26 protein-coding genes are annotated in these 23984 nt (G+C 62.5%); 10 read left to right on the forward strand and 16 right to left on the reverse strand.

Translation table 11 applies throughout. The features are described 5' to 3' along the window. Window positions 1-150 precede the first annotated feature (150 nt). Both J4O76_RS20065 and J4O76_RS20070 read right to left on the reverse strand, forming a co-directional pair. Entirely contained in the window at window positions 151-1581 is a 1431-nt protein-coding gene (locus tag J4O76_RS20065; RefSeq protein WP_426283866.1) for an IS1182 family transposase, read from the reverse strand. A gap of 148 nt (window positions 1582-1729) precedes the next feature. Further along, the gene (locus tag J4O76_RS20070) at window positions 1730-2206 is read right to left on the reverse strand and encodes a hypothetical protein (RefSeq protein WP_426283867.1); all 477 of its coding nucleotides are present in this window, start codon (window positions 2204-2206) and stop codon (window positions 1730-1732) included. A 173-nt stretch (window positions 2207-2379) separates the two neighbouring features. On the opposite strand from J4O76_RS20070, the gene J4O76_RS20075 reads away from it, so the two are divergent. After that, window positions 2380-2577, forward strand: coding sequence for a hypothetical protein (locus J4O76_RS20075; protein ID WP_426283868.1), 198 nt, complete (start codon window positions 2380-2382; stop codon window positions 2575-2577). A 100-nt stretch (window positions 2578-2677) separates the two neighbouring features. Beyond that, complete coding sequence (locus J4O76_RS20080) at window positions 2678-3064, forward strand: VOC family protein (protein WP_426283869.1); 387 nt, start codon at window positions 2678-2680, stop codon at window positions 3062-3064. Window positions 3065-3124: 60 nt separating this feature from the next. Here J4O76_RS20080 and J4O76_RS20085 read toward each other — a convergent pair whose 3' ends face one another. Beyond that, window positions 3125-3535, reverse strand: coding sequence for an SMI1/KNR4 family protein (locus J4O76_RS20085; protein ID WP_426283870.1), 411 nt, complete (start codon window positions 3533-3535; stop codon window positions 3125-3127). A gap of 391 nt (window positions 3536-3926) precedes the next feature. On the opposite strand from J4O76_RS20085, the gene J4O76_RS20090 reads away from it, so the two are divergent. Then, a complete protein-coding gene (locus tag J4O76_RS20090; protein WP_426283871.1) occupies window positions 3927-4226 on the forward strand; it encodes a GNAT family N-acetyltransferase in 300 nt (99 codons plus the stop codon). A 61-nt stretch (window positions 4227-4287) separates the two neighbouring features. Here J4O76_RS20090 and paoC (J4O76_RS20095) read toward each other — a convergent pair whose 3' ends face one another. The 10 genes from paoC (J4O76_RS20095) to J4O76_RS20140 form a co-directional block, all read right to left on the reverse strand. Continuing rightward, the gene (paoC, locus tag J4O76_RS20095; protein WP_426283872.1) at window positions 4288-6486 is read right to left on the reverse strand and encodes an aldehyde oxidoreductase molybdenum-binding subunit PaoC; all 2199 of its coding nucleotides are present in this window, start codon (window positions 6484-6486) and stop codon (window positions 4288-4290) included. 38 nt (window positions 6487-6524) lie between these two features. Beyond that, the gene (locus J4O76_RS20100; protein ID WP_426283873.1) at window positions 6525-7520 is read right to left on the reverse strand and encodes an aldo/keto reductase; all 996 of its coding nucleotides are present in this window, start codon (window positions 7518-7520) and stop codon (window positions 6525-6527) included. A gap of 25 nt (window positions 7521-7545) precedes the next feature. Continuing rightward, complete coding sequence (paoC, locus tag J4O76_RS20105) at window positions 7546-9762, reverse strand: aldehyde oxidoreductase molybdenum-binding subunit PaoC (RefSeq protein ID WP_426283875.1); 2217 nt, start codon at window positions 9760-9762, stop codon at window positions 7546-7548. After that, complete coding sequence (locus J4O76_RS20110; protein WP_426283876.1) at window positions 9759-10724, reverse strand: FAD binding domain-containing protein; 966 nt, start codon at window positions 10722-10724, stop codon at window positions 9759-9761. The genes paoC (J4O76_RS20105) and J4O76_RS20110 overlap by 4 nt, the downstream gene beginning before the upstream one ends. Beyond that, window positions 10721-11356 carry an aldehyde dehydrogenase iron-sulfur subunit PaoA gene (paoA, locus tag J4O76_RS20115; RefSeq protein ID WP_426283877.1) on the reverse strand — a complete coding sequence of 212 codons (636 nt, stop codon included), beginning with the start codon at window positions 11354-11356 and terminating at the stop codon, window positions 10721-10723. Before paoA ends, J4O76_RS20110 begins: the two co-directional genes overlap by 4 nt. A gap of 188 nt (window positions 11357-11544) precedes the next feature. Then, window positions 11545-12714, reverse strand: coding sequence for a (R)-mandelonitrile lyase (locus J4O76_RS20120; RefSeq protein ID WP_426283878.1), 1170 nt, complete (start codon window positions 12712-12714; stop codon window positions 11545-11547). After that, entirely contained in the window at window positions 12711-13418 is a 708-nt protein-coding gene (locus tag J4O76_RS20125) for a dihydrofolate reductase family protein (RefSeq protein ID WP_426283880.1), read from the reverse strand. Before J4O76_RS20125 ends, J4O76_RS20120 begins: the two co-directional genes overlap by 4 nt. A gap of 17 nt (window positions 13419-13435) precedes the next feature. Then, the gene (locus tag J4O76_RS20130; RefSeq protein WP_426283881.1) at window positions 13436-14494 is read right to left on the reverse strand and encodes an NAD(P)-dependent alcohol dehydrogenase; all 1059 of its coding nucleotides are present in this window, start codon (window positions 14492-14494) and stop codon (window positions 13436-13438) included. A gap of 29 nt (window positions 14495-14523) precedes the next feature. Continuing rightward, window positions 14524-14850: a carboxymuconolactone decarboxylase family protein gene (locus J4O76_RS20135; protein ID WP_426283882.1), complete on the reverse strand. Its 327-nt coding sequence runs from the start codon at window positions 14848-14850 to the stop codon at window positions 14524-14526. Next, window positions 14850-15248: a (R)-mandelonitrile lyase gene (locus J4O76_RS20140; RefSeq protein WP_426283883.1), complete on the reverse strand. Its 399-nt coding sequence runs from the start codon at window positions 15246-15248 to the stop codon at window positions 14850-14852. The genes J4O76_RS20135 and J4O76_RS20140 overlap by 1 nt, the downstream gene beginning before the upstream one ends. A 94-nt stretch (window positions 15249-15342) precedes the next feature. On the opposite strand from J4O76_RS20140, the gene J4O76_RS20145 reads away from it, so the two are divergent. Further along, window positions 15343-16236: a LysR family transcriptional regulator gene (locus J4O76_RS20145; RefSeq protein ID WP_426283884.1), complete on the forward strand. Its 894-nt coding sequence runs from the start codon at window positions 15343-15345 to the stop codon at window positions 16234-16236. Window positions 16237-16664: 428 nt separating this feature from the next. On the opposite strand, the gene J4O76_RS20150 is transcribed toward J4O76_RS20145, so the two are convergent. After that, the gene (locus tag J4O76_RS20150) at window positions 16665-17372 is read right to left on the reverse strand and encodes a helix-turn-helix transcriptional regulator (RefSeq protein ID WP_426283885.1); all 708 of its coding nucleotides are present in this window, start codon (window positions 17370-17372) and stop codon (window positions 16665-16667) included. Window positions 17373-17467: 95 nt separating this feature from the next. Between J4O76_RS20150 and J4O76_RS20155 the strand changes: the two genes are divergently transcribed. Further along, window positions 17468-17902 carry a VOC family protein gene (locus J4O76_RS20155; RefSeq protein WP_426283886.1) on the forward strand — a complete coding sequence of 145 codons (435 nt, stop codon included), beginning with the start codon at window positions 17468-17470 and terminating at the stop codon, window positions 17900-17902. A 120-nt stretch (window positions 17903-18022) separates the two neighbouring features. Continuing rightward, window positions 18023-19459, forward strand: a complete 1437-nt coding sequence (locus J4O76_RS20160; protein WP_426283887.1) for an IS1182 family transposase — start codon at window positions 18023-18025, stop codon at window positions 19457-19459. A 351-nt stretch (window positions 19460-19810) separates the two neighbouring features. Here the strand turns inward: J4O76_RS20160 and J4O76_RS20165 are convergent, their stop codons facing one another. Both J4O76_RS20165 and parA read right to left on the reverse strand, forming a co-directional pair. Then, window positions 19811-20080, reverse strand: coding sequence for a ribbon-helix-helix domain-containing protein (locus tag J4O76_RS20165; RefSeq protein ID WP_426283888.1), 270 nt, complete (start codon window positions 20078-20080; stop codon window positions 19811-19813). A gap of 1 nt (window position 20081) precedes the next feature. Continuing rightward, window positions 20082-20759 carry a ParA family partition ATPase gene (gene parA, locus J4O76_RS20170; RefSeq protein WP_031392882.1) on the reverse strand — a complete coding sequence of 226 codons (678 nt, stop codon included), beginning with the start codon at window positions 20757-20759 and terminating at the stop codon, window positions 20082-20084. Between the two features lie 201 nt (window positions 20760-20960). Between parA and J4O76_RS20175 the strand changes: the two genes are divergently transcribed. The 4 genes from J4O76_RS20175 (at window position 20961) to J4O76_RS20190 (ending at window position 23804) form a co-directional block, all read left to right on the forward strand. Beyond that, complete coding sequence (locus J4O76_RS20175) at window positions 20961-21431, forward strand: hypothetical protein (protein ID WP_031392881.1); 471 nt, start codon at window positions 20961-20963, stop codon at window positions 21429-21431. Between the two features lie 146 nt (window positions 21432-21577). Continuing rightward, window positions 21578-22141 carry a recombinase family protein gene (locus J4O76_RS20180; RefSeq protein ID WP_031392880.1) on the forward strand — a complete coding sequence of 188 codons (564 nt, stop codon included), beginning with the start codon at window positions 21578-21580 and terminating at the stop codon, window positions 22139-22141. A 608-nt stretch (window positions 22142-22749) separates the two neighbouring features. Next, complete coding sequence (locus tag J4O76_RS20185) at window positions 22750-23232, forward strand: helix-turn-helix domain-containing protein (RefSeq protein ID WP_055763354.1); 483 nt, start codon at window positions 22750-22752, stop codon at window positions 23230-23232. Then, window positions 23232-23804 (forward strand): PIN domain-containing protein, encoded by a 573-nt coding sequence (locus J4O76_RS20190; RefSeq protein ID WP_055763351.1) that lies wholly within the window; start codon window positions 23232-23234, stop codon window positions 23802-23804. Before J4O76_RS20185 ends, J4O76_RS20190 begins: the two co-directional genes overlap by 1 nt. The last annotated feature ends 180 nt before the right edge of the window (window positions 23805-23984 follow it).

Here is a 23984-nt window from a genome sequence, read left to right on the forward strand (position 1 = left end):
CGAAAACTCGCCCGTGATCGAGGTCCGTACGATCCCCCGCTGAAAAATGGCTGAGGGCTAGCCTTTTCCGGTTTTTATGCGCTGATGAGGCCGGAATAGGCTGTCACAAGGCGATATTCGGCGTCGTGACGGCAGGCGTGGCGGGCCGGATCAGGGCTGCACCGCCCGCATCATCCCCGGCACACCGATGAGGGTGATAGCCCGCCTGAGATTGTAGGCGAGTGCCGTTAGGCTGAACTCGGCGCGGACCTTCTCCAGCCCGCGCATCAGGAACGCGCCCTGGTTCATCGACTGCTTGATTGTTCCGAACGGGTGTTCGACCGTGGAGCGGCGGATGACGAGGAGGTCTGGCCGCTTCGCAAGGCGCGCCGCCATGCGCTCGAGGATTTCCTCCTTCTCCCAACGGTTGACGCGCCGCCAGCGTCCCTTGGTGCACAGCGTCTTCATCGGGCAGCCGGAGCAGGCGGCAGGATTGGAATACTGGATCGTGACATGCCCGCGCGTCACCGAGTTGTAGCGGGTGTCGAGCAGCTGCCCGGCAGGGCAGTGATAGGCGTCGGCTGCTGGATCGTAGCGAAACCGCTCTTTGGGAAAGAGGCCGTTGCTGACGTTGACGCCCCGGTGCGGGCGGGGAATGTACGGCGTGATGCCGGCGGCTTCGCACGCCTCGATATCTTCGCCCTTGTGGTAGCCCATGTCGGCAACCGCATCGATCTGCTCGACGCCGAGCAGCTCCTTTGCAGCACCGGCGGTGGGCGCCAGCAGGCCCATGTCGTTGCACGCGTTCGTGACGTGCTGCTCGACGATGAGGCTGTGCTTAGCATCGACTGCCACCTGCGCGTTGTAGCCGATGGTCACCTTGCCATGGGCGACCATCGCGCGCGCATCGGGGTCGGTAAGCGAGATCTGCCCTTCGCCACTCTCCTCCAACTGACCGAGCAACGCCGAACTGACCTGACGCTGCTCGCGCAGTTTAGCGATCTTCGTCGCCAGAGCGTCGGCGCGGCCGGTGCCGGCACCATCTTCGCCGCGGTCGATCTGGTCCAACTCGGCCAGGTAGCGCTCTAGCCGCGCGTCGGCCGAGGCGAGATACGTTGCCAGCCGCTCGCGGCTGAAGTTACGCGACCGGCTGTTCACCGCCTTCAGGCGCGTACCGTCGACCGCCAACAACTCGCGCCCAAACAGGTCGAGTTTGCGGCACAGGACCACGAACTCGCGGAACACCGCCTTGAACGCGGCTCGGTTGTCTCGCCGGAAGTCGGCGATGGTTCGGAAGTCAGGCCGCACCCCGCGCAGTAGCCAGATCAGCTCGAGATTGCGTATAGCTTCAGCCGCTAGGCGCCGGCTCGACCGCACCCGATTAAGGTAGCCGTACAGGTACAGCTTGAGCATATCGGCCGGATCGTAGCCGGGCCGCCCCGTCGCCTTTGGTTGAGCTCGCGCGAAGCCGGCACCGCCAAGATCAAGGTCATCGACGAAGGCGTCGATGAACCGCACCGGGTTATCCGCAGCTACATAGTCGTCGACTGACGCCGGTAGCAGCAGCGCCTGGTCCCGAGCATGACCTTCGATGTATGCCATGTCCGCAGGATACACCGTCCCAGCATGCCGGGGAATCCAGAATGCCGTTTTCGGACGGTCTGCATCCCTCGCGAGAATGCGGGATCGTACCAGAACGCCCAAATTCGGTCATCCAAAGGTAACAAGCGGCCGCCTGATAGCGGTCACTTCACTCCGAAATAGAACGCTGCTTTACTACAGCAATTGATCCTTCCTCGCCGGGCCAGAGCTGAACTCTGTAGAGGTCGTTTCCCTCTAGGCCATCAGCGGACAGATCGTTCAGATTGGCATATGATACACGCGCTTTGTATGAGCCGGGCTGAACGGAGAACCGTTTCGCATCATCAGGATTTTCGGTGCAGCCAAACGCGATAACCGTGCCACTCGAAAGTGATAACCCGCAGTCAATCACTTGATCCCACTCGGAGATATCGCTGGCGGGCTCAACGTCATGAACCTCAAGTTTCAGCGGAACGTCCATATTTCGGGCGGTTCCGACCGCCACAAGATCGGCGCCTACTGCCAGCATACGATCGGTCGCGACTTCATCCCAAAGTGTGCTTGTGTCCGTCTCGAAATGCCCGTCGCAGACATAGAACTGAAAATAATCAGCGAACAGGTCGAGGCTATGAAGCTGGGTTTTCATCGCAATTGAGTACCGCAACCCGTGTCAGCTTTCCATCGCATTTGCTCGAAACCGGAGCGGCCGCAGTCCACCAAACCCGGCCATTCCCGGAATCCGATCGATTCCGGGAACGTGCATCTTGTCGAGGAACCATCCGTGTGAGACGCTGCTAACCCTGCAATACAGGGCTAGACATGAAGAACGCCAGAACTCGATACCTGCCGCTCATCATCGTCCCCGCGATCATGCCGGCGGTGCTTATGCCGGTATTGGTAAGCCAGCATGTGCCGGACAATCTGATCGGCGGAGCAATGGGCGTTTCAATCGGTTTGGCTATTGTAGGCCTCGTTCGGATGAAAAGAGGCGGTGGTCGCTGCGCTACAAATAGCTGACCTCGCCTAAGGGTTCGACCCTCCTGATCGCGATTCCAGACCGGAAACGGGCGTTGGCTCGACGTCCAGATCAGGGCAACGTCACCGGATGCCACAGCACTTGAACCTGACCGCCGTCCTCGTCGACGAATATGACACCGCCATCTCCTTCTTCGTCGGGAAGCTTGGCTTCGAGCTGCGTGAGGACATCGCGCTGACAGATCATAAGCGGTGGGTCGTGGTCGCGCCGCCCGGCGCGGCGAACGGACTGTTACTGGCGCGGGCTGTCGGCGACAGGCAACGTGAAGCGATCGGCGATCAGAGCGGCGGTCGAGTGTTCCTGTTTCTCGAAACGGACGACTTCGCCCGCGACCACCTTGCCTATACGCAGCAGGGTGTCCGCTTCGTTGAGGCACCTCGCCATGAACCATATGGCATCGTGGCTGTCTTCGAAGATCTGTATGGCAATCGATGGGACCTGATCGAACCTGTCACCGGCATGCGATGATTCCCGATTGAGCATCCCTTTCGAGACCGTAATCCGACTGTTCGGGCAATCTGCGCCCCGTTAAACCGACGCTGCCTCCACCCCGATTTGATCGAGGAAAGCATCAAAGTCAGGTGCGATCGCCTTGGCGCTGCTACCGCCCGCTACCATGTCGATGGTCACCACCGGCCAGGGTGATACGTCGCGGGTGTCGAAGGCAATATACTCGCCGCCACCATTCGAACCGAAGATAAGGAAGCCTTGCAAATCCGCCTGTCCGTTGTTCTCGCTTTCAATCGCATCTGCGACCGTCGTTGCTGGGTCTAAGCACAGGTACAAAGGCTGGATCGGCAATGGACCTTCTCCACCGTCGCTGAACGCGAGCAGATCGTGATACCGCTTAGGCAGACCGTTTGGCGCAACCCCCTCAAGGCGTGACAGTACCTCAAGCGTCGCACTATTCACCCCCGCCCAATCACGGCCTTCAAGCATTGATCCGCCCCTACTCTGTATGTCGCCGCATGGTGGCCCGCCTTTAGCCACTCTGCAATCGGCAGCGGACCGGCGTCGTCTAGCTCCCAATCCGGACATTCCCGAAATTCGATCCTTTTCGAGAAAGGCGGCAGCGTCGCGACATGTCGGCCAGCGCGACGGATCATCCGTAAGCCGACCGGTCTATCATCCCAATCCTGGCCGTTACCGAACCAACTTCCGCCCTACCATTCCTTTCATAAACGACCGTCTTCGGGGTAATGGCGGCGCTGGCGTGTCCCTACGGGAAACGCCTTTCGCAAACCCCTTTCATCCGCTGACCGAAAGGCAAGGCTAGTGTGAAAGCCAAGCCTACCGTGAATCTGTGTCCGGATAATGCACAGGGGCCATCGTGCTGGTCGCCGTGGAAGGCGAGCGGGTCCAAGGCTACGCCTACGGATTAATCGAAGGGAACGACTTCATGGCTTTGCGCGGCCCGGCGGGCGTGCTTCACGACCTTATGGTTGATCCCGATGATCGCGGACTAGGCATCGGCCGCGCGCTTGTCGAAGCGATCCGAGACCAATTCGTCCGCCGTGGTGTACCCCGGCTCGTCCTGTCGACCGCGGCCAGGAACGAGCCGGCAAAACGCCTGTTCGCTGGCCTGGGCTTCCGAGCGACCATGATAGAGATGACGACGGATCTAGCTTGAGATCGGTGCCGACGTAGCGAAGTCTAGCATAGGCCGGACGACAGCACCGTAAGCCTGTAGTTCAGGCGATCGACGGTAGCTTCGCGAGGTGCTTATCGAGCGTCATCGGATAGTCGCGCACACGCACGCCCGTTGCGTTGTAGATCGCATTCGCGATCGCCGGCGCGACGCCCGAAAGTCCCAGTTCGCCAACGCCCTTCGCCTTCATCGGCGAGATGGTCGCGTCCGTCTCTTCGAGGAAGATCACGTCCATGTGCGGCATGTCGGCATGAACCGGCACTTCGTAGCTTGCGAGGTCATGATTGACGAAGAAGCCGAAGCGCTTGTCCACTGCCAGCTCCTCCATCAACGCCGCGCCGGCGCCCATTGTCATGGCGCCAATGACCTGGCTGCGCGCGGTTTTAGGATTGAGAATGCGTCCTGCCGCGCAAACCGCGAGCATCCGCCTGAGCCGTACCTCCCCGGTGTATGCATCGACACCGACCTCGACGAAGTGAGCGCCGAAGGCCTCCTGCGCATAGATCTTGCCAAGCTCTTCGCCGAATTCGACTGTGTCTTCGCCGACCAATGGTCCGGTGCGAGCGGCGTCGGAGAGCGCGATGCGCCGATCGCCACTAACGACACGTCCATCATCAAAGCTGACGTCGGCTGCGTTCAACCCGAGCCGCTGTACGACCGCCTCGCGCAGCTTCACGCAGGCGGCGTAGACGCCCGATGTGGCGCTGGTCGCGCCGCGCTGTCCCACGGAGCCGACCGTCACCGGATAGTCGCTCTCGCCGAGCCGCACGTCAATGCGGTCGAGCGGTAGCCCCATCATCTCTGCTGCCGTTTGCGCGATGATCGTGTAGCTGCCGGTGCCGATATCCGTCATATCGGTTTCGATCACGACGCGGCCGTTCGGCTCCAGCTTCGCGCGAGCGCCCGAAGTCCTTGTGCGTGCACCGCGGATCGCGGAAGCGACGCCCATGCCGACCAGCCAGCGGCCGTCGCGGACCTGCGCCGGTTTCGAATTGCGGTTGCCCCAGCCGAACCGCTGCGCACCGGTGCGCAGCGCAGGCACCAATGCACGCGTTGAGAACGGGCGCTTGCCGTCGCCGGGATGGACCTTTGCGTCGTTGCGAACGCGCAGCTCAACCGGATCCATCTCCAGCACCTCGGCTAACTCGTCCATGGCGATCTCAAGTGCCATCATGCCGGGCGCCTCGCCCGGCGCACGCATCGAGCTCGCTTCCGGCAGATCGAGCAGTGCAAGACGCGTCTCCGTCATCCGGTTATTGCCGGCGTACAGCGATGGGGTCTGAATGGTGCATGGCTCCACCATGCCGTCGGGCAGATTGCCGCTAACGGTCTCGTGTCCGATCGCGAGGATGCGCCCGTCGCGCGCGGCACCGATCCGCAACCGCTGGATCGTCGCGGCTCGGTGGACAGTGCCGTTGACCATCATCGGCCGGGCGAGCGCCACCTTCACCGGTCGGTTCGCCGCCCGCGCGCCGAGCGCAGCCAGGACGACGTCGGCCATCGCCGTCGCCTTCCCGCCGAAGCCACCCCCGATGTAAGGCGAGCTGATCTTCAAATTATCCTTGGGCATTCCCAGGATCTTGGCGAGGTCGCGCCGCGCCCAGTCAATCGTCTGCACCGAGGTCCACACCGTCAGCCGGTCGCCAGCCCAAGCTGCGATGGTGGCGTGCGGCTCCATCATCATGTGGCTCTGGTCCGGGGTCGTGTAGGTCTGGTCGATCCTGATCGGTGCGCCGGCGAACGCTTCAGCGAAATCGCCGCGCGCGGTTGGCGGCGAGGTTGGGGCCAAGGCCGCCGACGACTTCTCCCTGGCAAGGTCGAACCTGCCCGCCGTGCGCGTATAGTCGACCCGCACCAACGCTCCTGCGGCGCGTGCCTGCTCAAACGTGTCGGCTACCACCAGCGCGACCGCCTGATGATAGTGGGTAACCACGGTACCAGCCAAGGCGGGGGCGTGGATGAAGTCGCCCTTGCCAAGCACCCCAGCATTCTCGACCGTGACGATCGCGATCACACCCGGTGCCATCGCGGCTTCGTCGGTGTCGATTTTGACGATGCTTCCCTTTGCGATCGCCGCCCCCACGACATGGCCGTACGCAGCGTTCGGCGCCACGTTGTGCCGCTCGTAGGCATAGGGAGCCGTTCCCGTGGTCTTGAGTGGACCGTCGATCCGGTCAAACGGCTTACCAACCACGCGCATGCGGTCGATCGGATTGGGCCCCGCCGGCGTGTCGAACTTCATGGCATGGCCCTTATTGGTGTTGCTACGGGTCTCGCTGCTCAGCGACGGGTCATGGCAAGCGCACCTTCGGGCAGCCGAGTGCCTTCTACTGCGAAGCCGGCAGTTCCGCTCTCAATCTCCGCGAGGTCTTGTGCCGTCAGTGTCAGGTCGACCGCGCCCAGGTTTTCCTCGAGCCGCGGCAGTCTGCTGGTTCCTGGGATCGGCACGATCGAAGGACTTTGTGCCAATAGCCATGCGAGCGCGACCTGAGCGGGTGTTGCCAGACGCCGGGCGGCGACGCGTCGGACGACGTCGACCAGAGCCATGTTCGCCTTGCGCGCCTCGCGCGAAAAGCGCGGGACGTGGTTGCGGAAGTCACCCGGGGCGAAGACGGTGTTCTCATCGATTTGCCCTGTCAGGAACCCGGCGCCGAGCGGACTGAATGGGACAAAGCCGATCCCCAGTTCCTGCACCAGTGGAAGAAGCTCCTCTTCGGGTTCGCGCCAGAACAGCGAATACTCGCTCTGCAGCGCCGTGACCGGCTGGACCGCGTGTGCCCTGCGGATCGTCTCCGGTGCCGCCTCGGACAAGCCAAAGTGTCCGACCTTGCCCTCGGCAATAAGCCTCCCGACCGCGCCGGCGACGTCCTCGATCGGCACGGCCGGATCAACCCGATGCTGGTAGAACAGATCGATGCGATCGGTGTGCAGTCGCTTCAGCGCCGCCTCTGCCACCGCCCTGATGTGCTCGGGCCGGCTGTTGACGCCTCCGCGGCGCTCGCCGGTTTCCAGGTCGATGTCGAAGCCGAACTTGGTCGCGATCACCACCTGATCGCGGACGGTCTGTAACGCCTCGCCTACCATCTCCTCATTAGTGAAGGGGCCGTATGCCTCGGCGGTGTCGAAGAAGGTCACCCCCGCGTCGACAGCTCGGCGCAGCAATGCGATCCCGTCCTGCCGGTCACCCGCCGGACCATAGGTCGATGCAAGGCTCATGCACCCGAGCCCGAGGGCAGAGACCGTAAGACCGCCCTGTCCAAGAATACGCTGTTTCATCTGAAGTCCTGTCAAAGCCGAGCGATCAGGCGACCTGAGGAAGCCGGGCGAGATGCTTTTCGAGCGTAATTGGATAGTCGCGGACGCGGACGCCGGTGGCGTTGTAGATCGCGTTGGCGACCGCCGCGCCAACGCCGCAGATGCCGAGCTCGCCAACGCCCTTGGCCTTCATTGGCGACGAAATCGGATCAACCTCGTCGAGGAACACGACCTCCTGGTGGGGAATGTCGGCATGGACTGGCACCTCGTAAGTCGCCAGATCGTGATTGACGAAGAAGCCGAAACGCTTGTCGACCGCCAGCTCTTCCATCAGCGCCGCACCGGCACCCATAGTCATGCCCCCGATCACCTGGTTGCGGGCGGACTTCGGGTTGAGGATGCGTCCTGCGGCGCAGACCGCGAGCATGCGGCGGATGCGGGTCTGGCCAGTGAACGAGTCCACAGCGACCTCGACGAAGTGACCGGCGAAGGTCGACTGCTGGTACTTCTTGGCAAGGTCGCCATACTCGATGAAGTCCTCGGCGGTCAGCGGACCGTTGCGGGCCGCATCGGCGAGCTTGGCACTGCGACCGCCTGCACGGACTTCGCCATCCGCGAACTGGACATCGCCGCTCATTCCGAGCCGCTGGCCCACCTGCTCGCGCAGCTTGATGCACGCCGCATAGACGCCCGCAGTCGAGTTGTTCGCGCCCCACTGGCCGCCTGAGCCCGCCGAAGCTGGAAAATCGGAGTCACCGAGCTTCACCACCACCTTGTCGAGCGCGACGCCCATCATCTCCGCAGCGGTCTGTGCGATGATCGTATAGGTGCCGGTGCCGATGTCGGTCATGTCGGTTTCGACCGTCACGATCCCCTTAGCATCAAGGCGAACACGCGCAGCAGACTTGGTCAGCTGGTTGTTACGAAACGCCGCGGCCATTCCCATCCCGATCAGATAGCGCCCCTCGCGCACTGATGCGGGCTTTGCGTTGCGTCGGCTCCATCCGAACCGGTCAGCGCCTTCGCGCAAGCACTTGATCAGCTGCCTCTGAGAGAACGGTCGCTGCGGCTTCTCGGGGTCGACCTGCGTGTCGTTGACGATGCGGAATTCCACTGGGTCCATACCCAGCTTCTCCGCCATCTCGTCCATCGCCATTTCCAGGGCCATGAGACCGGGTGCCTCGCCCGGCGCACGCATGGCGTTGCCTTCAGGCAGATCAATGACCGCGAGCTTCATCAGAGTCATGCGGTTCGCACCAGCGTACAGCAGCTTGGTCTGCGCAACGGCGGTCTCGGGCTTGCCGTCGGGCAGGTTGCCGGAGGTGCTCTCGTGCGCGATCGCGGTGATCTTGCCGTCCTTCGTCGCCCCCAGTCGGATGCGCTGGATGGTCGCAGGACGGTGCGTCGCGTTGTTCGCAATCAACGGCCGTTGCATCGCCACTTTCACCGGACGACCCGCCGCCTTCGCGCCCAGCGCAGCGAGCGGCACGTCAGCGCGGACGAACAGCTTCCCGCCGAACCCGCCGCCAATGTAGGGCGAGTCGACGCGCACGTTCTCGGGTGCGAGGCTCAGTGTTTTGGCGACGTCGCGCTTCGCCCACGCGATCATTTGGTTGGACGTCCAGACCGTCAGCTTCGGACCATCCCAGGCGGCGATGGTCGCGAACGGCTCCATCATGGCATGGCTGTGACCCGGCGTCGTATAGTGCTGATCAAGCTTCACCGGCGCCGAGGCGAAGGCACCGTCGAAGTCGCCGACGCGGTCGATCGGCGGTGCGCCGCTGCCTTCACCACTGCTGCCGCCTTCCAGCGGGGCGGTGGGCGCAAGTGCCTCAAGGTCATACTTGCCCTTCGTCCGGGCATAGTCGACGCGGACTAGGTTCGCCGCGGCACGCGCCTGCTCGAAGGTCTCAGCGACGACGAGTGCGATAGCCTGATGATAGTGCTGGATCTCCGCTCCGCCGAACAGATTGGCAGTGTTCTGCGGTCCGAGAGGCAGCGGCTTGTGGTCGAGCGTCGAGACGATCGCCAGGACGCCAGGCGCAGCCTTGGCATCGGCAAGGTTGATCGAGCTGATGCGGCCCTTGGCGATCGCCGATCCGACGATGTAGCCATAGGCCTGGTTCGGCGCGACGTCGTGCCGCTCGTAGGCATAAGGCGCGGTACCGGTGGTCTTGAACTTGCCGTCGATACGATCGGTCGGCTTGCCGACGACCTTGAGCTGATCGATCGGGTTGGTACCCGCAGGTGTCTCAAACTTCATGCTGCCACCTTTTTCATGCCTGCGTCATGCATCACTGCAGCGAGTGTCCGCTCGACGAGGGGCACCTTGAACGCATTGTCCTCGGTCGGCTTGGCACCTGCCATCAGACGCGTTGCTACGGCGCGAGCGCCTTGCGGCATCGCCGTCTCCGCCGCCTCGACCCGCCACGGTTTGTGGGCGACACCGCCCACCGCGACGCGGCCGGTGCCGTCGGGCTGGATCACCGCAGCGACGGAGACGAGCGCATAGGCGTAGGATGCACGGTCCCGAACCTTGTTGTAGAAATGCTGCCCGCCGAGCGGCTTGGGCAGCGTGACAGCAGTGATCAGCTCGCCGCGCGCAAGCGTGTTGTCAAACTGCGGCGTATTGCCGGGTAGCCGGTGGAAGTCGCCCATCGGGATGGCCCGAGTCGTGCCCTGCGGGTTCACCGTTTCGACCGTTGCATCGAGGACCCGGAGCGCGACCGCCATGTCGCCGGGGAAGGTGGCGATGCAGGCGTCGGACGAACCGATAACAGCGAGCTGACGCGAATAGCCGCCGATCGCGGCACAGCCGGACCCCGGCTTGCGCTTGTTGCAGGGCTGGTTGGGGTCGTAGAAATACGGGCATCGGGTCCGCTGCAGGATGTTGCCGGCGGTCGACGCCTTGTTCCGCAACTGTCCGCTGGCGCCCGCGACAATCGCCTTGGTCAGTACCGCATAGTCGCGCCGAACCCGGTCGTCCGACGCCAGCGCGGTGTTCGTGACGTTCGCGCCGATCCGCAGCCCGCCGTCGCGCGTCGCCTCGATCCGATCGAGCTTCAAATCCTGGACATCAACGAGGTGCGTCGGCGTCTCGATTTCCAGCTTCATCAGATCGAGCAGGTTGGTCCCGCCAGCGATGAACTTGGCGCCAGGTCGGCCAGCGACAATCGCGGCAGCCTCGGCGGGCGTCTTTGCGCGTTCGTAGGTGAAGGGCTTCATGCGTTCGCTCCCGCGACTTCGGTCATCGCCTCGAGGATGTTCGAATAGGCACCGCAGCGGCAGATATTGCCGCTCATCCGCTCGCGCATCTCGTCGTTGGTGGCCTGTGGTCGCGCAGTGACGTCCGCCATCGCGTGGCTTGGAATACCAGCCTTGATCTCACCGAGCACCGCCACGGCCGAGCAAATCTGTCCAGGTGTGCAGTAGCCGCACTGATAACCGTCGTGCTTGACGAACGCCGCCTGCATCGGATGCAGTTTGTCCGGCGTGCCGAGCCCCTCGATCGTGGTGATCTCGTCGCCTTCGTGCATCACGGCGAGGCTCAGGCACGAGTTTATGCGGGTGCCCCCGACCATGACGGTGCAGGCACCGCACTGACCATGATCACAGCCCTTCTTGGAGCCGGTCAGCTGCAGGTGTTCGCGGAGCGCATCGAGCAACGTCGTCCGAGTGTCGATCTCTAGCGAACGGCGCTGGCCATTCACCTTCATGGCGACCTTCATCATTGCCGGCTTCGGCTGGACCGGGGCGGCCTGTGCGTCCGCTACGGACACGGTCGTCAACGCCGCAGCCGCGGCGCTTCCAACGAGCACTCCGCGCCGGGAGATCTCCATGTCGTTTGAGCTGCTCATATCCCTGTCCTTCCCGGTCCGCGCATGGGCGGCCGTCAATGCAAACGCCGATATTATCGTCACTGCAGAGCGCAGCTTACGACCCCTCGACACGATAACGCATGAGAACTGATTTGATTACATGCCCTTATCGGCATGAACCTATCTGCCGTATTCATAAACGACGGCAAGCTTTGTTGGTCTTTCCATCAGCTGATGGGACGCCGACCATAATCCTTGTCAGTGACCGGCTCTGCCCAGACGACCTGTTGTCCGTCTACCGCTTCGCTCACTGCGACGTGGGACATAACGCTGTCCGGTGCGGCGCCGTGCCAGTGCCTAACTCCTGGTGCGGTCCACACGGCATCGCCGCGCCGCATCGTGCGGACAGGCCCGCCCTCTTCCTGAACTAGTCCCCTACCTTCCGTGACGAAAAGAAGCTGGCCGAGAGGATGGACATGCCAGTTGCTGCGCGCGCCAGGCTGGAAGGTCACACGCGCGCCGCCCAGCATTGATCCACCCGTTCCGCGAAATGGCGTGTCAGTAGCGACCACGCCGGTGAAGTTACTGGCTGGCCCGCGTGCCAATCCGGCACCCGCGGGCACGATGGTCAATGCAGCCAATGGGGCGCCGTCACTGGCCGTAACCTTTTCCGCAACCGCAACCGCCGCCATCGACTTCGGCCAGCCGGCGTAGAAGGCGAGATGCGTCAACGCCTCGCCAATCTGCTCGCGCGTCAGCCCATTCTCGATACCGCGCCGGATATGGAAGGCGAGCTGATCGCTGTCACCGCCAGCGGCAAGCGCTGCAATGGTGACGAGGCTACGGTCACGCGGTGCCAGATCCGCACGGCGCCACAGATCGGCGAAGAGCACGTCGTTGGTCATCTCCGCAAGCTTCGAAGCAACCGGTGCCACAGTCGCACCTACCGCCTTCGCCCGGTCGCCATCCGACGCAGGCACCGGCAGCATTCCAGTGCGTCGCGGGATCTTGGACGTATCGATCCCCCGGGCGCGGAACACCTTTTCAATTACTTCTAATGACGAGACCGCGCTCGGCCAGCCGCTATAGAAGGCAAGGTGAGTGACGATCCCCGATACCTCGGTCGACGTCACACCGTTGTCGAGCGCGCGTCCCAGATGCCCTTCCAATTGCGCTGTCTTACCCGTCGCGATCAATACGGCAACGGTGACGAGGCTGCGATCACGTGGCGCGAGCTGCGGTCGGCGCCAGACATCACCGAACAGGACGTCGTCTGTATAACCGGCAAGGCCCGGTGCAATTCGTTGCATCGCAGGTGGAGCAATAGATCCAGTCTGCGGCTGTTGCGCGAACGCGGGCGACGCGATCACGGCGAAGATGATGGCGAGACGCTTCATGAAGCATCTCGATCCGACCGCACGTCATAGCTCAAGTGAACGACGCCGTGCTCCATCGGGGTCGCCGACAGGAACGAAAGTTTCACCGTCCCGGCGAGGCCGCCAGCGCCATGAGAGACGATACCCTGGATGCCGTCGCCGCCATCCAGCGCTGGCGCGACCAGCACGTGAAGTTCGTCCACGAGGCCAGCCGCCAGCATCGAGCCGTTAATTCCACCGCCGCCCTCTAACAGCAGGCGACGAATGCCGAAGTGCGCAGACAGAGTGTCGAGTGCCGCAGCGAGATCGATCTGCGCCGTATCCGCGACGACGTAGGACACGCCATCGCCCGCAAGCTCGGCCAGATGCTCGTCCGAAACGTCGGCACCGAGCAGCACGATCACATGGTCGCCGCCCACGTCACCCTTGTCAAAATGCAGCTTACCCCCGCGGTCGGCCGCGACGGCGTAGCTGTCAGCCTTCGCAGCGACATGGACCGGCCTGATCGCGGCGACGCCGTCAGCGGGTGCGTGAGGACCCGCCTTAGACATCTCCGCCATCGTCACGCGCCCGACGAGCCACGCGTCGGCCGCCATCTCGCCATGCAATCGTTCATAGAGACCGCTCCACTCCTTCCGGGTGCCGTCCGGACTATCAGTGTAGCGGCTCGGGTGCAGACGTCCGTCGATCGATGACATCATCAGGCAAGCGACATGCGGCTTCATAAGCGGATCCTTTCAGTTCAAACGGCTTCGGCCAGATCGAGCGAGGCCATGTCGATGACGAACCGGTAACGCACGTCGGACCGCTCCATCCGTTCATAGGCCTGGTTGATGTCGGCCATCGCGATCATCTCGACCTCAGGCAGGATGCTCTTCTCCGCGCAGAAGTTGAGCATCTCCTGCGTCTCGGCGATGCCGCCAATCGGCGAACCCGCGACGCGTCGGCGCCCGAGCAGCAGCGGCACGGTGTTCATTTCACTCATCGGGCCGATCTGGCCGACCAGCACCAGCGTGCCATCGACGTCAAGCAGCGGCAAATAGGGATCGAGCTCGTGCTTGACCGGCACCGTGTCGATGATGAGGTCAAAGCTGGATGCCGCCTGCGTCATCGCGTCCGCGTCCTCTGAGACGAGGAAGGCGTGTGCGCCCAGCGCCAGGGCATCGGCCCGCTTATCCGCTGTGCGGCTCATTACGGTCACGTGCGCGCCCATGGCGGCAGCCAGCTTTACCGCCATATGGCCGAGACCGCCGAGCCCCGTCACGCCGACGCGGCTACCGTCCTTGATGCCCCAGGTCTTCAGCGGCGAATAGGTCGTGATCCCCGCGCACAGCAGCGGCGCCGCCTTGGCGACGTCCAGGCCATCAGGCATTGTCAGAATGAACTCCTGCCGGGCAACAATGTGCTTGGAATAGCCGCCCTTGGTCGGCTCGCCGGTGACCCGGTCAGTGCCGCCATAGGTGCCAGTGTTGCCCTCGCGGCAGAGCTGCTCCTCGCCTTTGAGGCACTGGTCGCAATGCTGGCAGCTATCTACCATGCAGCCGATCGCGACGATGTCGCCGACCTTGTGCTTTGTCACATCGGGCGCGACCTCAGTGACGCGGCCGACGATCTCATGACCCACTACCGTCGGATAGGTTGTCCAACCCCAGTCGTTGAGGACGGTGTGGAGGTCTGAGTGGCAGACCCCGCAATACAGGATCTCAATCGCAACGTCGTTCGGTCGCAGTTCGCGACGGTCGAAATGGAAGGGCGCAAGATGGCCGCTGGTGTCTTGGGCGGCGTAGCCGATGGTCTGCATGATCTTCCTTGGATTCTGAGATAAACGGATCAGACGCCCGCGTCGGCGAACGCCTGACGCAGCACGGGAATGGCCGTGTTTGCCGTTGGCCAGCCCGCGTAGAAGGCGAGATGGATAACCGTCTCGACCAGCTTGTTCTTGGTGACCCCGTTGGCGAGCGCACGGGCAACGTGGCCAGGCAGCTCGTTGTGCCGATAGGTCGCGATCAGCGCCGCGACGGTAATAAGGCTGCGGTCACGTGGGGAGAGGCCGGGCCGCTCCCAGACCTCGCCGAACAGCACGCGGTCAGACAACTCGGCGAAATCAGGGGCGACGTCCGCATAGGCCTTCTGCGCGGGGGTGCGTTCGTGCGCCATTACGCAACACTCGCCTGATAGTCGGCGTCAGACACCTTCTCCAACCAGTCGACCGCCTTGCCGTCCTGCACCTCAGCAATGGCGATGTGGCTCATGGCATTGCTCGGCGCAGCACCGTGCCAGTGCTTCTCGCCTGGCCCGAAATAGACGATGTCGCCGGCGCGAACCTCCTCTACCGGGCCACCCTCACGCTGCACACGGCCTAGCCCGAACGTGATGATGATCGTTTGGCCAAGCGGATGCGTGTGCCACGCAGTGCGGGCGCCGGGCTCAAAGGTGACCGTTGCACCACTCAGGGCACCGCTGCCCTTGAACGGTGCGTCGGTCCGCACTGTGCCAGTGAAGTAATCGTCCGGTCCCTTGCCCGAAGGCTGTGACCCACTGTGGGTGATGTCCATCGCTCGATCTCCGCTTGAGAATGAGGATATGGTCCTGCGCGCCGCATTCGATTAGGCGCTAGATGCCGCATGAACCTATCGCTATGGTTCATGAATGGACCGCGATGACCTTGTCGATCTGAACGCCTTCATGGCGGTCGCTGCAGAGCGCAGCTTTACCCGTGCAGCAGCGAAGCTAGGGACATCGCAATCGGCGCTCAGTCATACCGTACGGCGACTTGAGACGCGCCTTGGTGTCCGACTGCTGACGAGAACCACCCGGAGCGTTGCGCCCACCGCAGCTGGTGAGCGACTGCTGGCGACGTTGACGCCGGCGCTAGGAATGATCGATGCCGAGCTCGCTTCCCTCAGCGATCTTCGCGACAAGCCGCGGGGCATGATCCGGATCACCACGTCGGAACACGCGGCGGAAACAGTGCTGCTGCCAGTGTTGGCGCCGTTCCTGGCAGAATACCCGGACATCCAGGTCGAGCTCAGCATCGATTCCGGCCTTACCGACATCGTCACGGATCAGTTCGATGCCGGCGTCAGGCTTGGCGAGGCGCTGGCAAAGGATATGGTCGCCGCACGGATCGGCCCCGATCTACGGATGGCGGTGGTTGGCTCACCGTCTTACTTCGATCAACACCCCATCCCGAAAACACCGCAGGATCTGGCGCAGCACAATTGCATCAATCTTCGTCTGCGGTCGGCGGGCGGCATGTATGCCTGGGAGCTGGAACAAGGCGATCGGGAGGTACGGGTCCGCGTCGAAGGTCAGATGTCCTGCAACAACACGGCGACAATCGTTCGGGCAGCGCTTCGCGGCGTCGGCTTGGGGTTCGTGATGGAGACCTCGGTTGCCGAGCACATTCGCCAGGGTAAGTTAACACGCGTGCTGGAAGACTGGTGTCCACCATTCGCCGGTTATCACCTCTATTACCCCAGTCGACGACAATCGTCGGCCGCCTTCATCCTTTTAGTGGATGCTCTGCGACATAGGTCATAGCTCCAAATATTCCTGCTTCCGACATGGAAAATTACGGCTTTCAGAGCCATTGCCGTTTGCCTGCAGGGTTCGGCAGAACTCGTAGAGCGCCAACAATTCCAAGTCGTGGATGCCTATGACGTTCACCGCGATGTAAACATCTGGCGTTAGCGTACTTTGCTCAATGCAGCGGCCTTTACCGAAAGAGATGGTGAAGCGGGAAGGCGATTGTCATCTACACTGCCCCATCGGAACCAACGGAATTACCTTCCTGGGGTCGCGACACAGAACGGGCACAGATATACGCTAAGCGCAAGCCGCGTTGTATCCGGCTCTGGTGAACTTCGGTCCGGCCGATTTTGAGCGGCCGTGCAGCGTGAGTTGCCGTTGCCGACGTTCCGGGCTGTCTCGCAGATGCCGTCTGGCAGCCCGTCTGTAGCCGGGTGTTCTCAGGCGCGCCGGCTGGTTTCGGCGAGTTCTGCCGACCGCGATGCTTCCCAGCGCCGGAGCAACGGCCCGCGTGGTTCGCCGATCGGCTGATCCAGGAGTTCGGCAGCCTGCATCCGGTCGGTGCGGAAATGGCGAAAGCCCTGCTGCGTCTCGCACCACGCGATCAGTACGCGCTTGGTGTCGGAATAGCCAAGCACAACGGGCCAGACGACCCGCTCGGTCCGCTCACCGTTCTCAGCGCAGTATTGGAGGCGCAGTTTCAACCGCTTGCGAATGGCGTCCCGCAGGCTGGCGGTTTCCACCACCTCCTCCATGTCGTTGAGGGATGGCTCTGTGGCCGTGCTCGGTTCCGCGATAAACGGCCTCAGATGGGCCGGCACGGCGGTAGCAATCTTGGCGAGAACGTCACGGGCAGCGGGAGAGAGAAGTTTATCGTCCCGTCCGGCGACCCACTGCGCGCCCAGGACGACGGCTTCCAATTCGGCCGATGTCAGCATCAGTGGCGGCATGTCGTACTCGGCTGCCAGCAGGTAGCCGAGCCCGGCCGCGCCCGTGATCGGCACCCGCTGCGCCATCAGGTCCGCGACATCGCGGTACACGGTACGCGTGGACACCTCCAGCTCGGCTGCCAAGGCGGCTCCCGTCACCGGCCTGGTCGACCGGCGAAGGATCTGAATGATCTGGAAGAGGCGTTCGGCGCGACGCAACGGCTCATGACTCCTGCTGACAGAACGCTGTCAGCAGGCCTGTGCCATTAGCCCGCCCCGTACAAGCCGATCTTCGGCCAGCCAGGAAGATGATCATGAAATTCGCCTCTGTCCGTTTGATCGCCGCCGACATCAAGGCGATGGTCGCCTTCTACGAGACGGTGACCGGCCAGGCCGCCGATTGGCTCGCGCCGCAGTTCGCCGAGATCGTCACGCCCGCCGCCACCTTGGCGATCGGCAGCGCAGAAACCGTCGCGGTCTTCAGCGCGGGAAGCGCCGAGCCGGGCGCGAACCGCACGGCGATCCTGGAGTTCATGGTCGACGACGTGGATGCCGCGTTTGTCCGCCTGAAGGACAAGGCCGAGTTGGTGCATGAGCCCAAGCTGCTTCCCTGGGGCAATCGCTCGGTCCAGTTCCGCGACCCCGAAGGCACGATCATCAGCCTCTTCATGCCCGTCACCGAAGCCGCAAAAGCCCGCTTCGGATCACGATTGGATCATTTCCGGTTGGCCTTCCCCGGAACGCGGTGATCGCCTGAAACTTCGAGGAGAATGCGTAAGCTGCCGATCCTCCCTGACGACAATCACATCAGACCGTCCGAAAACCGCCTGATGGATTCCCGTAAGGTTTCGTATCCGGTATGATCGGGCATGGGCTACATCGAACGTCAATCGCGCGATCAAATGCTGCTGCTGCCAGCCTCGGTCGATGACTATGTGGCGGCAGACAACGCGGTGCGTTTCATCGCGGCCTTTGTCGACGATCTGGATCTGGGGGAACTGGGCTTTGACCGCTTTCGGCCAAAGGCGACGGGCCGACCCGGCTACGATCCCGCGGATCTGCTGAAGCTTTATCTCTATGGCTATCTCAATAGGGTCCGCTCAAGCCGATGCCTGGCGGCGGAAGCCGGGCGCAATCTCGAAGTGATCTGGCTGCTGGGTGGCCTGCGTCCCGACTTTCGCACGATCGCGGATTTTCGGCGCGTGAACCGGGCAGCATTCAAGCCGCTGTTTCGCGCCTTCGTGCTGCTGTGCCGCAAGCTCGATCTGTTCGGGCGGGAACTGGTTGCCGTGGACGGCACGCGCCTCAAGGCGGTGAACAGCCGCAAGCGCAACTTCACGCAGCAAAAGCTGGCCGGATGGATCAAGCTCGCCGACGAGCGGATCGAAGAGTATTTGGGACGGCTTGATCGGGCCGACCGCGCGGAAATCGAAGCGCAAGGCGCGGCGCGCCGTTCGGCCACGCTCGAGGCGAAGCTCGCGCGGGTGCGAACACGGCGTGAGCTGCACCAGGCGATGCTCACCGAACTGGTCGCCAGCGGTGAGAGCCAGCTGTCACTTACCGACCCTGATGCCCGGGGGATGGCGATGCACCCCAAGGTCGGGGTGGGCTACAATGCACAGGTCGCGGTCGATGCCCGATACAAGCTGATCGTCGAGCAGAACGTCACCAATTCGGGCAGCGACCTTGGATTCCTGGCCCAGACAGCCGGGGCCGCGCGTGAGGTGCTGGGCGTCGAACGTATCGATGCAGTCGCTGACAAGGGCTACTACAAGGGCGAGGACATTGCTGCCTGCGAGGATATCGGCGTCGTGCCCTATGTCGCGCGGCCGCAGCGCGGCTCGGCGGTTGCAAGCGGCTATTTCAACAGGACCGAATTTCACTACGACCCGAAGGCCGACTGTTACGTCTGCCCGAGTGGTGATCGCCTTGATCCTTATACCCGCACCCGCAAGGACGAGCATATCTCTATCCGCTATACCAATATGCGGGCCTGCCAAACCTGCTCCCTAAAGCCGCAATGCACTTCAGGCTCCCGGCGAACTATTGATCGCTGGGAAAACGAGGCTGTGCTTGAACGCATGGCCGAACGACTTGTCGCGCGGCCCGATATTCTCGACAAGCGACGCGAGACGGTCGAGCACCCGTTTGGATCAATCAAACAGTGGATGAACCAGGGTGCGTTCCTCATGCGCGGTCTCGCCAACGTCAATGCCGAGTTCAGCCTGACAGCGCTCGCCTACAACCTGCGGCGAGCCATCAACATCCTCGGCATTCCCGCCCTGCTCCGCGCCGCGCAGGCCTGAAAAGGCCGGACATCCATTTCTCAAGAGAATATCGCGCTGACGATGCCCAATGTGAGGGATTTGGGCCGCCGACGAGCGATCCAATCCAGAAATCCTGCCTCACGCGCCCTCCAGCGCAGCGCGCGCCTAATGGCATGGCCATCCCGGAGTTTTCGGACGGTCTGACATGCTTTCGGACAGGGTGCGCTCCGGCCTTGGGTCGTGGCGCCAACAGGATGGCAGAGTGTGCGACAAACCCTGTCGCTTTGGTCAGCTGTACGGAAACCCGAATCTGGGGGTTTGCTGACACCCGATCGCGTTAGCGTACATCTGGGTCCGTTCTATGTGCAGACCCCTCTTCAAAGCTGCGCGTCACCGCTCCCCGAACGGGTGCTTGCCGTAATGGCGCATGAGAAGGTCGATTGCCTCGCCCATCAAGGCCTGAAGGGTAGTTCCGTTCTCGGCCGCCAGCACATTTAAGCCTCGGCTAACTTCCGGACTAAAGTATGCGCTGACAGCCTTCTTGCCCTGCCGCGCCGCCGATCGCACCGACGCCGAGCCCTCAATGGCTGGGGTCGAGACGCTCGGCTCCACCTTCGCGCGTTCTGCACGCTGCTGCCTCATGGCGCCAAATTTGCTCATGTCAGCCTCGCTTCTTTCTGCCCTGCTTACTTGTGGGCAAGTTCACACGTTCGCTTGTCCACGTCCATAGCGCGGCGATCTCCTCCGCCGCCTTACCGTCAGGCTCCGCCTCTATCGCGGTTTTCCCTTGCGCCGTGCTGTGGTGATAGATCGCGCGCATCGTGAGCATGACGGGCGCGACCGGCACACCCATACCCTCAACGCCTTCGCTGCCCTCAATCAGCTCCCGCGCGTCTCTGTAAGTAGTTGGCGCGCGCTGAGGACCGCCCATGAAGAGCACGAAGGCCGGCTTGCCTGCTGCCTTCACCAGCTCGGCCGTCGTTTCAACGGCTGACAAGTCGAACGCTTGGGGACGACAAGGAATAAGGATCAGGTCCGCAGCCTTGCACGCCTCGCGCGCCATGATGTCCGCGTGTGGGGGCGTATCGATAATGACTAGGTCCGCGCCTAGATCGGCTGCTTGCTGCACCTTGCGCGGAAGGAGGGTGGGGGAGGCACAATCTACGACCTCAGGGTCCGCGCCGCCTCGCCAGTGGTTCCATTGGCTAGCGGTCGCTTGCGGGTCCGCGTCGAGGATCAGCGCGGAGAGGCCCGCACTGGTGGCGGCACCGGCAAGGTGGATGGCAAGCGTGGTCTTACCCGCTCCGCCCTTCTGGCTGATGATAGATATGGTCTTCATGTAGCCCCTGCACGTGTTCGCGTGTGAACATGATGGATAGCACACAAGTGAGCAAGATAACAATCTCACTTGTGAACTGATAGCCTTCGTGGCCTGTAGCAGCGTGGTTGGGTGGTCGTAAGCTGCACCCGAGGTTCGCGGCATAAGGGAGCATACGTGACAGGAATATCAGGGGGGTCAGGATCAGGCGGCTGGACGTGGGTGCAGGGCTTCGGAACGGCCTTTGCGGGCGTGCTTGCCTACCTTGGCGCGCGTTTTGGCGCGCAGGCCGGGAAGGAGAACGCAGACAAGGCCATCTTCGTCCAGATCGTCACCAGCGAGCGCGCGGTATGGCGAGAAGCAATGCGAGGGCTGGTTGTAGAGTTAACGGCCGAGGTGCGGCGTGGTGCAGTTAGCCCTGCCAAGCCGGTGAATTGGCGAAAGGTACATGCCGCGCGCGCTGGTATCGTACTCCGCCTAAACCCGGCCTGCCGCGACGTAGGGACTGAGGACAAACATGCCCTGGATCGCGCGCTCTTCCGCGCAGTCGAGGAGCTAGTGAGTGCGCGGCATACTCCAAAGCCCGATTGGCTCAAAAAGGCGGATACGGTCGAGAAAGCAGCCCAACGGCTCATCAAGAAGGAATGGGACAAGTCGAAGAAGGAGGCTCGCACAGGCAGGCTTGAAGAATGAGGCTGTGAGGGCCGCAGGATAGCAACTGTCGACTGTCTCAAATGTTCTAAGTTTCGCAACAGAGCCCTTAGAGCTCGTGTTCTCTCATGTGCTGATGTCGCAAAAGTCGGTTGCAAAATACTTTTATTACGATACAATTTTGCAACATGCTGATTGGCTATGCTCGTGTGTCCACCGATGACCAAGATCTCCGGCTGCAACGCGCCGCGTTGAAGGAGGCCGGATGCAAGCGGACGTTCGAGGAGAAGATCTCGGGCGCGAAGCGTGACCGGCCCGAGCTGGCCAAGATGATCGAGCAGCTGCGCGACGACGACACGGTGGTAGTGACGCGGCTCGACCGACTGGCGCGCTCGACGCGCGACCTGCTGGACATCGCCGAGAAGCTGAAGGAGGCTGGTTCCGGCCTGCGCTCGCTGGCCGAGCCCTGGGCCGACACGACCTCGCCAGCTGGTCGCATGGTGCTGACCGTGTTCGCCGGCATCGCTGAGTTCGAGCGTGAGCTGATCCACCAGCGCACCAGCAGCGGACGAGTGGCGGCTAAGGCGAGGGGAGTCCGCTTTGGCCGTCCGCCAAAGCTCACCCCCGATCAGATCACGCTCGGCGAACGATTGATAAGCGAAGGCACATCGGTGCGCGAAGCCGCCAAGCTGCTCAAATGCCACCATGCCACACTCTACCGGGCGCTGACCGCAGCGACGGTGGCTTTATAATGCGGTGGACTGCGCAGCCTGACACTTCGGCAGGGAAGGCCTGATGCCTATCCGGCCCGAGCACGTGTTCTTGTACCCGATCGACTGGGTGCAGCTATCACACCAGGTACGCTTCGTGCGGGCGGGGGGACACTGCGAGCATTGTGGACGTCCCCACAGGCAGAAGGTCTTCCACCTAGGCGACGGACGGTGGTGGGATCGGAACCGGCAATGCTGGCGCAATGGCCGGGGCCGGCGCGTGCGACGGCCTACGGAAAACATTCTGGTACAAGGCCGGTGGACACCGGTGGTCCTGGCCTGTGCGCACCTTAACCATGATCCGAGCGACAGTGCGCTTCACCAGCTCGCAGCGCTCTGCCAACGCTGCCACATGCTCCACGATGGCCCGGAGCATCGACGCCGGCGCTGGATGAACGCGCACTATCGGCGTGCGCTGGGTGATCTGTTCTACGGTCCATACCCCAAGCTGGGAGGCGACTGGATTACGCCCACCCCGCTCAGCATGCTCGACGATCACCGCAGTGGAACGTCTTCCCGTTGACACTCGTTTCACTTATTGCGTTTACAACTCGCAGTCACTAGATGGCTTCCGCCCTGGGAGATGAAACATGGCCGCCGTGGCCTTCAATATCGACGAGGCCTACGAGCCTACTGCACACGAGATCGAGGCGGCCGGTAACGCCGCGCGTGCACTGTCGAGGGTAGATTCCAGCCGCCCTATTCACCTGACTGTAGAAGGGGCAGGTGAGGACGTTATCAGCCTGCCGTCTGGTGTGTTCAACAGCATCGTCAAGATGCTAGTTGAGATCGGCAACGGTCATGCCGTCACTGTCGTGCCGGTACAGGCAGAGCTTACAACTAGCCAAGCAGCCGACCTGCTCAACATGTCGCGTCCACACCTCATTAAGCTCTTAGAACGCGGTGATCTGCCGTTCCGGATGGTCGGCACGCATCGTAAGCTGCTCGGACGCGACGTGCTGACCTACCGCAGCCGCATGGATGCGGCCCGGCATGAGGCCCTGCAGGAAATGGCGGATCTGGATCAGGAAGCTGGCCTCTTCGACGATCACACGCCTCTCGATCGTCCCTGATGCTGGTCGGCCGCTACACCGTCCTGCTCGATGCCAACGTCATGCACCCCTCCATCGTGCGGGGTGCGCTTTTGTGGTTCGCCGCCAGCCGGCTGTTCCGGCCGCTCTGGAGCGAGGCCATCCTGGCCGAGTGGGAGGAAAGCTTAAGGCGACGGTTTGCCGATCTGGCAGCTGACCATTTCCAACGCCAGCGGACCTACATGGACAGCTTCGGAGAGGCGCTGGTGGAAGGCTACGAACCGCTGATGCCTGCCCTGACACTGCCTGATCCCAAGGACGTCCATGTTCTTGCCGCAGCGATTCACGGCAGAGCCGACGCGATTGTCACGTACAACCTCAAGGATTTTCCGGTCGAAGCAGCCGCCCGCCACGGTATCGAGGTGAAGCATCCCGACGACTTCATCGTTAATGTCATCGACCTCGATACGGCCAAGGCGCTGACCGCAATCGGAAACCAACGCCGTCAGTTTCACAATCCCGCTGTCACCGCCGAAGATTACCTCGACCGCTTTCGGAAAAGCGATTTGGTCCAAGCAAGCCACCGACTGCAACCCCTTGTCGAGCTATTCTGAATGAGGGTTCTGACACCAGTAAGCGCTTGAAAGGCGGCGACCTATCTCAAGCGTCAGAACCGTTCGGTTTTGACACAAAGCTTCCTCGAAAACGATGGTCTTTTGGGAACGATAGATCTTTCCCAAAAGCCGTTTTCACACGAGAAGGGAGAACACTAGAACCGCTTGCGAACGCCCACA

This window comes from Sphingomonas sp. NFX23 (assembly GCF_049887795.1).
Lineage (GTDB): Bacteria > Pseudomonadota > Alphaproteobacteria > Sphingomonadales > Sphingomonadaceae > Sphingomonas.

Coding starts and splice junctions, on each gene's coding strand:
- paoA (WP_426283877.1), bottom strand. CDS start 11,356: ATGAGCAGCTCAAACGACATGGAGATCTCCCGGCGCGGAGTGCTCGTT.
- J4O76_RS20190 (WP_055763351.1), top strand. CDS start 23,232: ATGCTGGTCGGCCGCTACACCGTCCTGCTCGATGCCAACGTCATGCAC.
- J4O76_RS20125 (WP_426283880.1), bottom strand. CDS start 13,418: ATGAAGCCGCATGTCGCTTGCCTGATGATGTCATCGATCGACGGACGT.
- J4O76_RS20070 (WP_426283867.1), bottom strand. CDS start 2,206: ATGAAAACCCAGCTTCATAGCCTCGACCTGTTCGCTGATTATTTTCAG.
- J4O76_RS20140 (WP_426283883.1), bottom strand. CDS start 15,248: ATGGACATCACCCACAGTGGGTCACAGCCTTCGGGCAAGGGACCGGAC.
- J4O76_RS20065 (WP_426283866.1), bottom strand. CDS start 1,581: ATGGCATACATCGAAGGTCATGCTCGGGACCAGGCGCTGCTGCTACCG.
- J4O76_RS20160 (WP_426283887.1), top strand. CDS start 18,023: ATGGGCTACATCGAACGTCAATCGCGCGATCAAATGCTGCTGCTGCCA.
- parA (WP_031392882.1), bottom strand. CDS start 20,759: ATGAAGACCATATCTATCATCAGCCAGAAGGGCGGAGCGGGTAAGACC.
- J4O76_RS20085 (WP_426283870.1), bottom strand. CDS start 3,535: ATGCTTGAAGGCCGTGATTGGGCGGGGGTGAATAGTGCGACGCTTGAG.
- paoC (WP_426283875.1), bottom strand. CDS start 9,762: ATGAAGTTTGAGACACCTGCGGGTACCAACCCGATCGATCAGCTCAAG.
- J4O76_RS20155 (WP_426283886.1), top strand. CDS start 17,468: ATGAAATTCGCCTCTGTCCGTTTGATCGCCGCCGACATCAAGGCGATG.
- J4O76_RS20145 (WP_426283884.1), top strand. CDS start 15,343: ATGGACCGCGATGACCTTGTCGATCTGAACGCCTTCATGGCGGTCGCT.
- J4O76_RS20110 (WP_426283876.1), bottom strand. CDS start 10,724: ATGAAGCCCTTCACCTACGAACGCGCAAAGACGCCCGCCGAGGCTGCC.
- J4O76_RS20135 (WP_426283882.1), bottom strand. CDS start 14,850: ATGGCGCACGAACGCACCCCCGCGCAGAAGGCCTATGCGGACGTCGCC.
- J4O76_RS20100 (WP_426283873.1), bottom strand. CDS start 7,520: ATGAAACAGCGTATTCTTGGACAGGGCGGTCTTACGGTCTCTGCCCTC.
- J4O76_RS20120 (WP_426283878.1), bottom strand. CDS start 12,714: ATGAAGCGTCTCGCCATCATCTTCGCCGTGATCGCGTCGCCCGCGTTC.
- J4O76_RS20130 (WP_426283881.1), bottom strand. CDS start 14,494: ATGCAGACCATCGGCTACGCCGCCCAAGACACCAGCGGCCATCTTGCG.
- J4O76_RS20180 (WP_031392880.1), top strand. CDS start 21,578: ATGCTGATTGGCTATGCTCGTGTGTCCACCGATGACCAAGATCTCCGG.
- paoC (WP_426283872.1), bottom strand. CDS start 6,486: ATGAAGTTCGACACGCCGGCGGGGCCCAATCCGATCGACCGCATGCGC.
- J4O76_RS20165 (WP_426283888.1), bottom strand. CDS start 20,080: ATGAGCAAATTTGGCGCCATGAGGCAGCAGCGTGCAGAACGCGCGAAG.
- J4O76_RS20075 (WP_426283868.1), top strand. CDS start 2,380: ATGAAGAACGCCAGAACTCGATACCTGCCGCTCATCATCGTCCCCGCG.
- J4O76_RS20185 (WP_055763354.1), top strand. CDS start 22,750: ATGGCCGCCGTGGCCTTCAATATCGACGAGGCCTACGAGCCTACTGCA.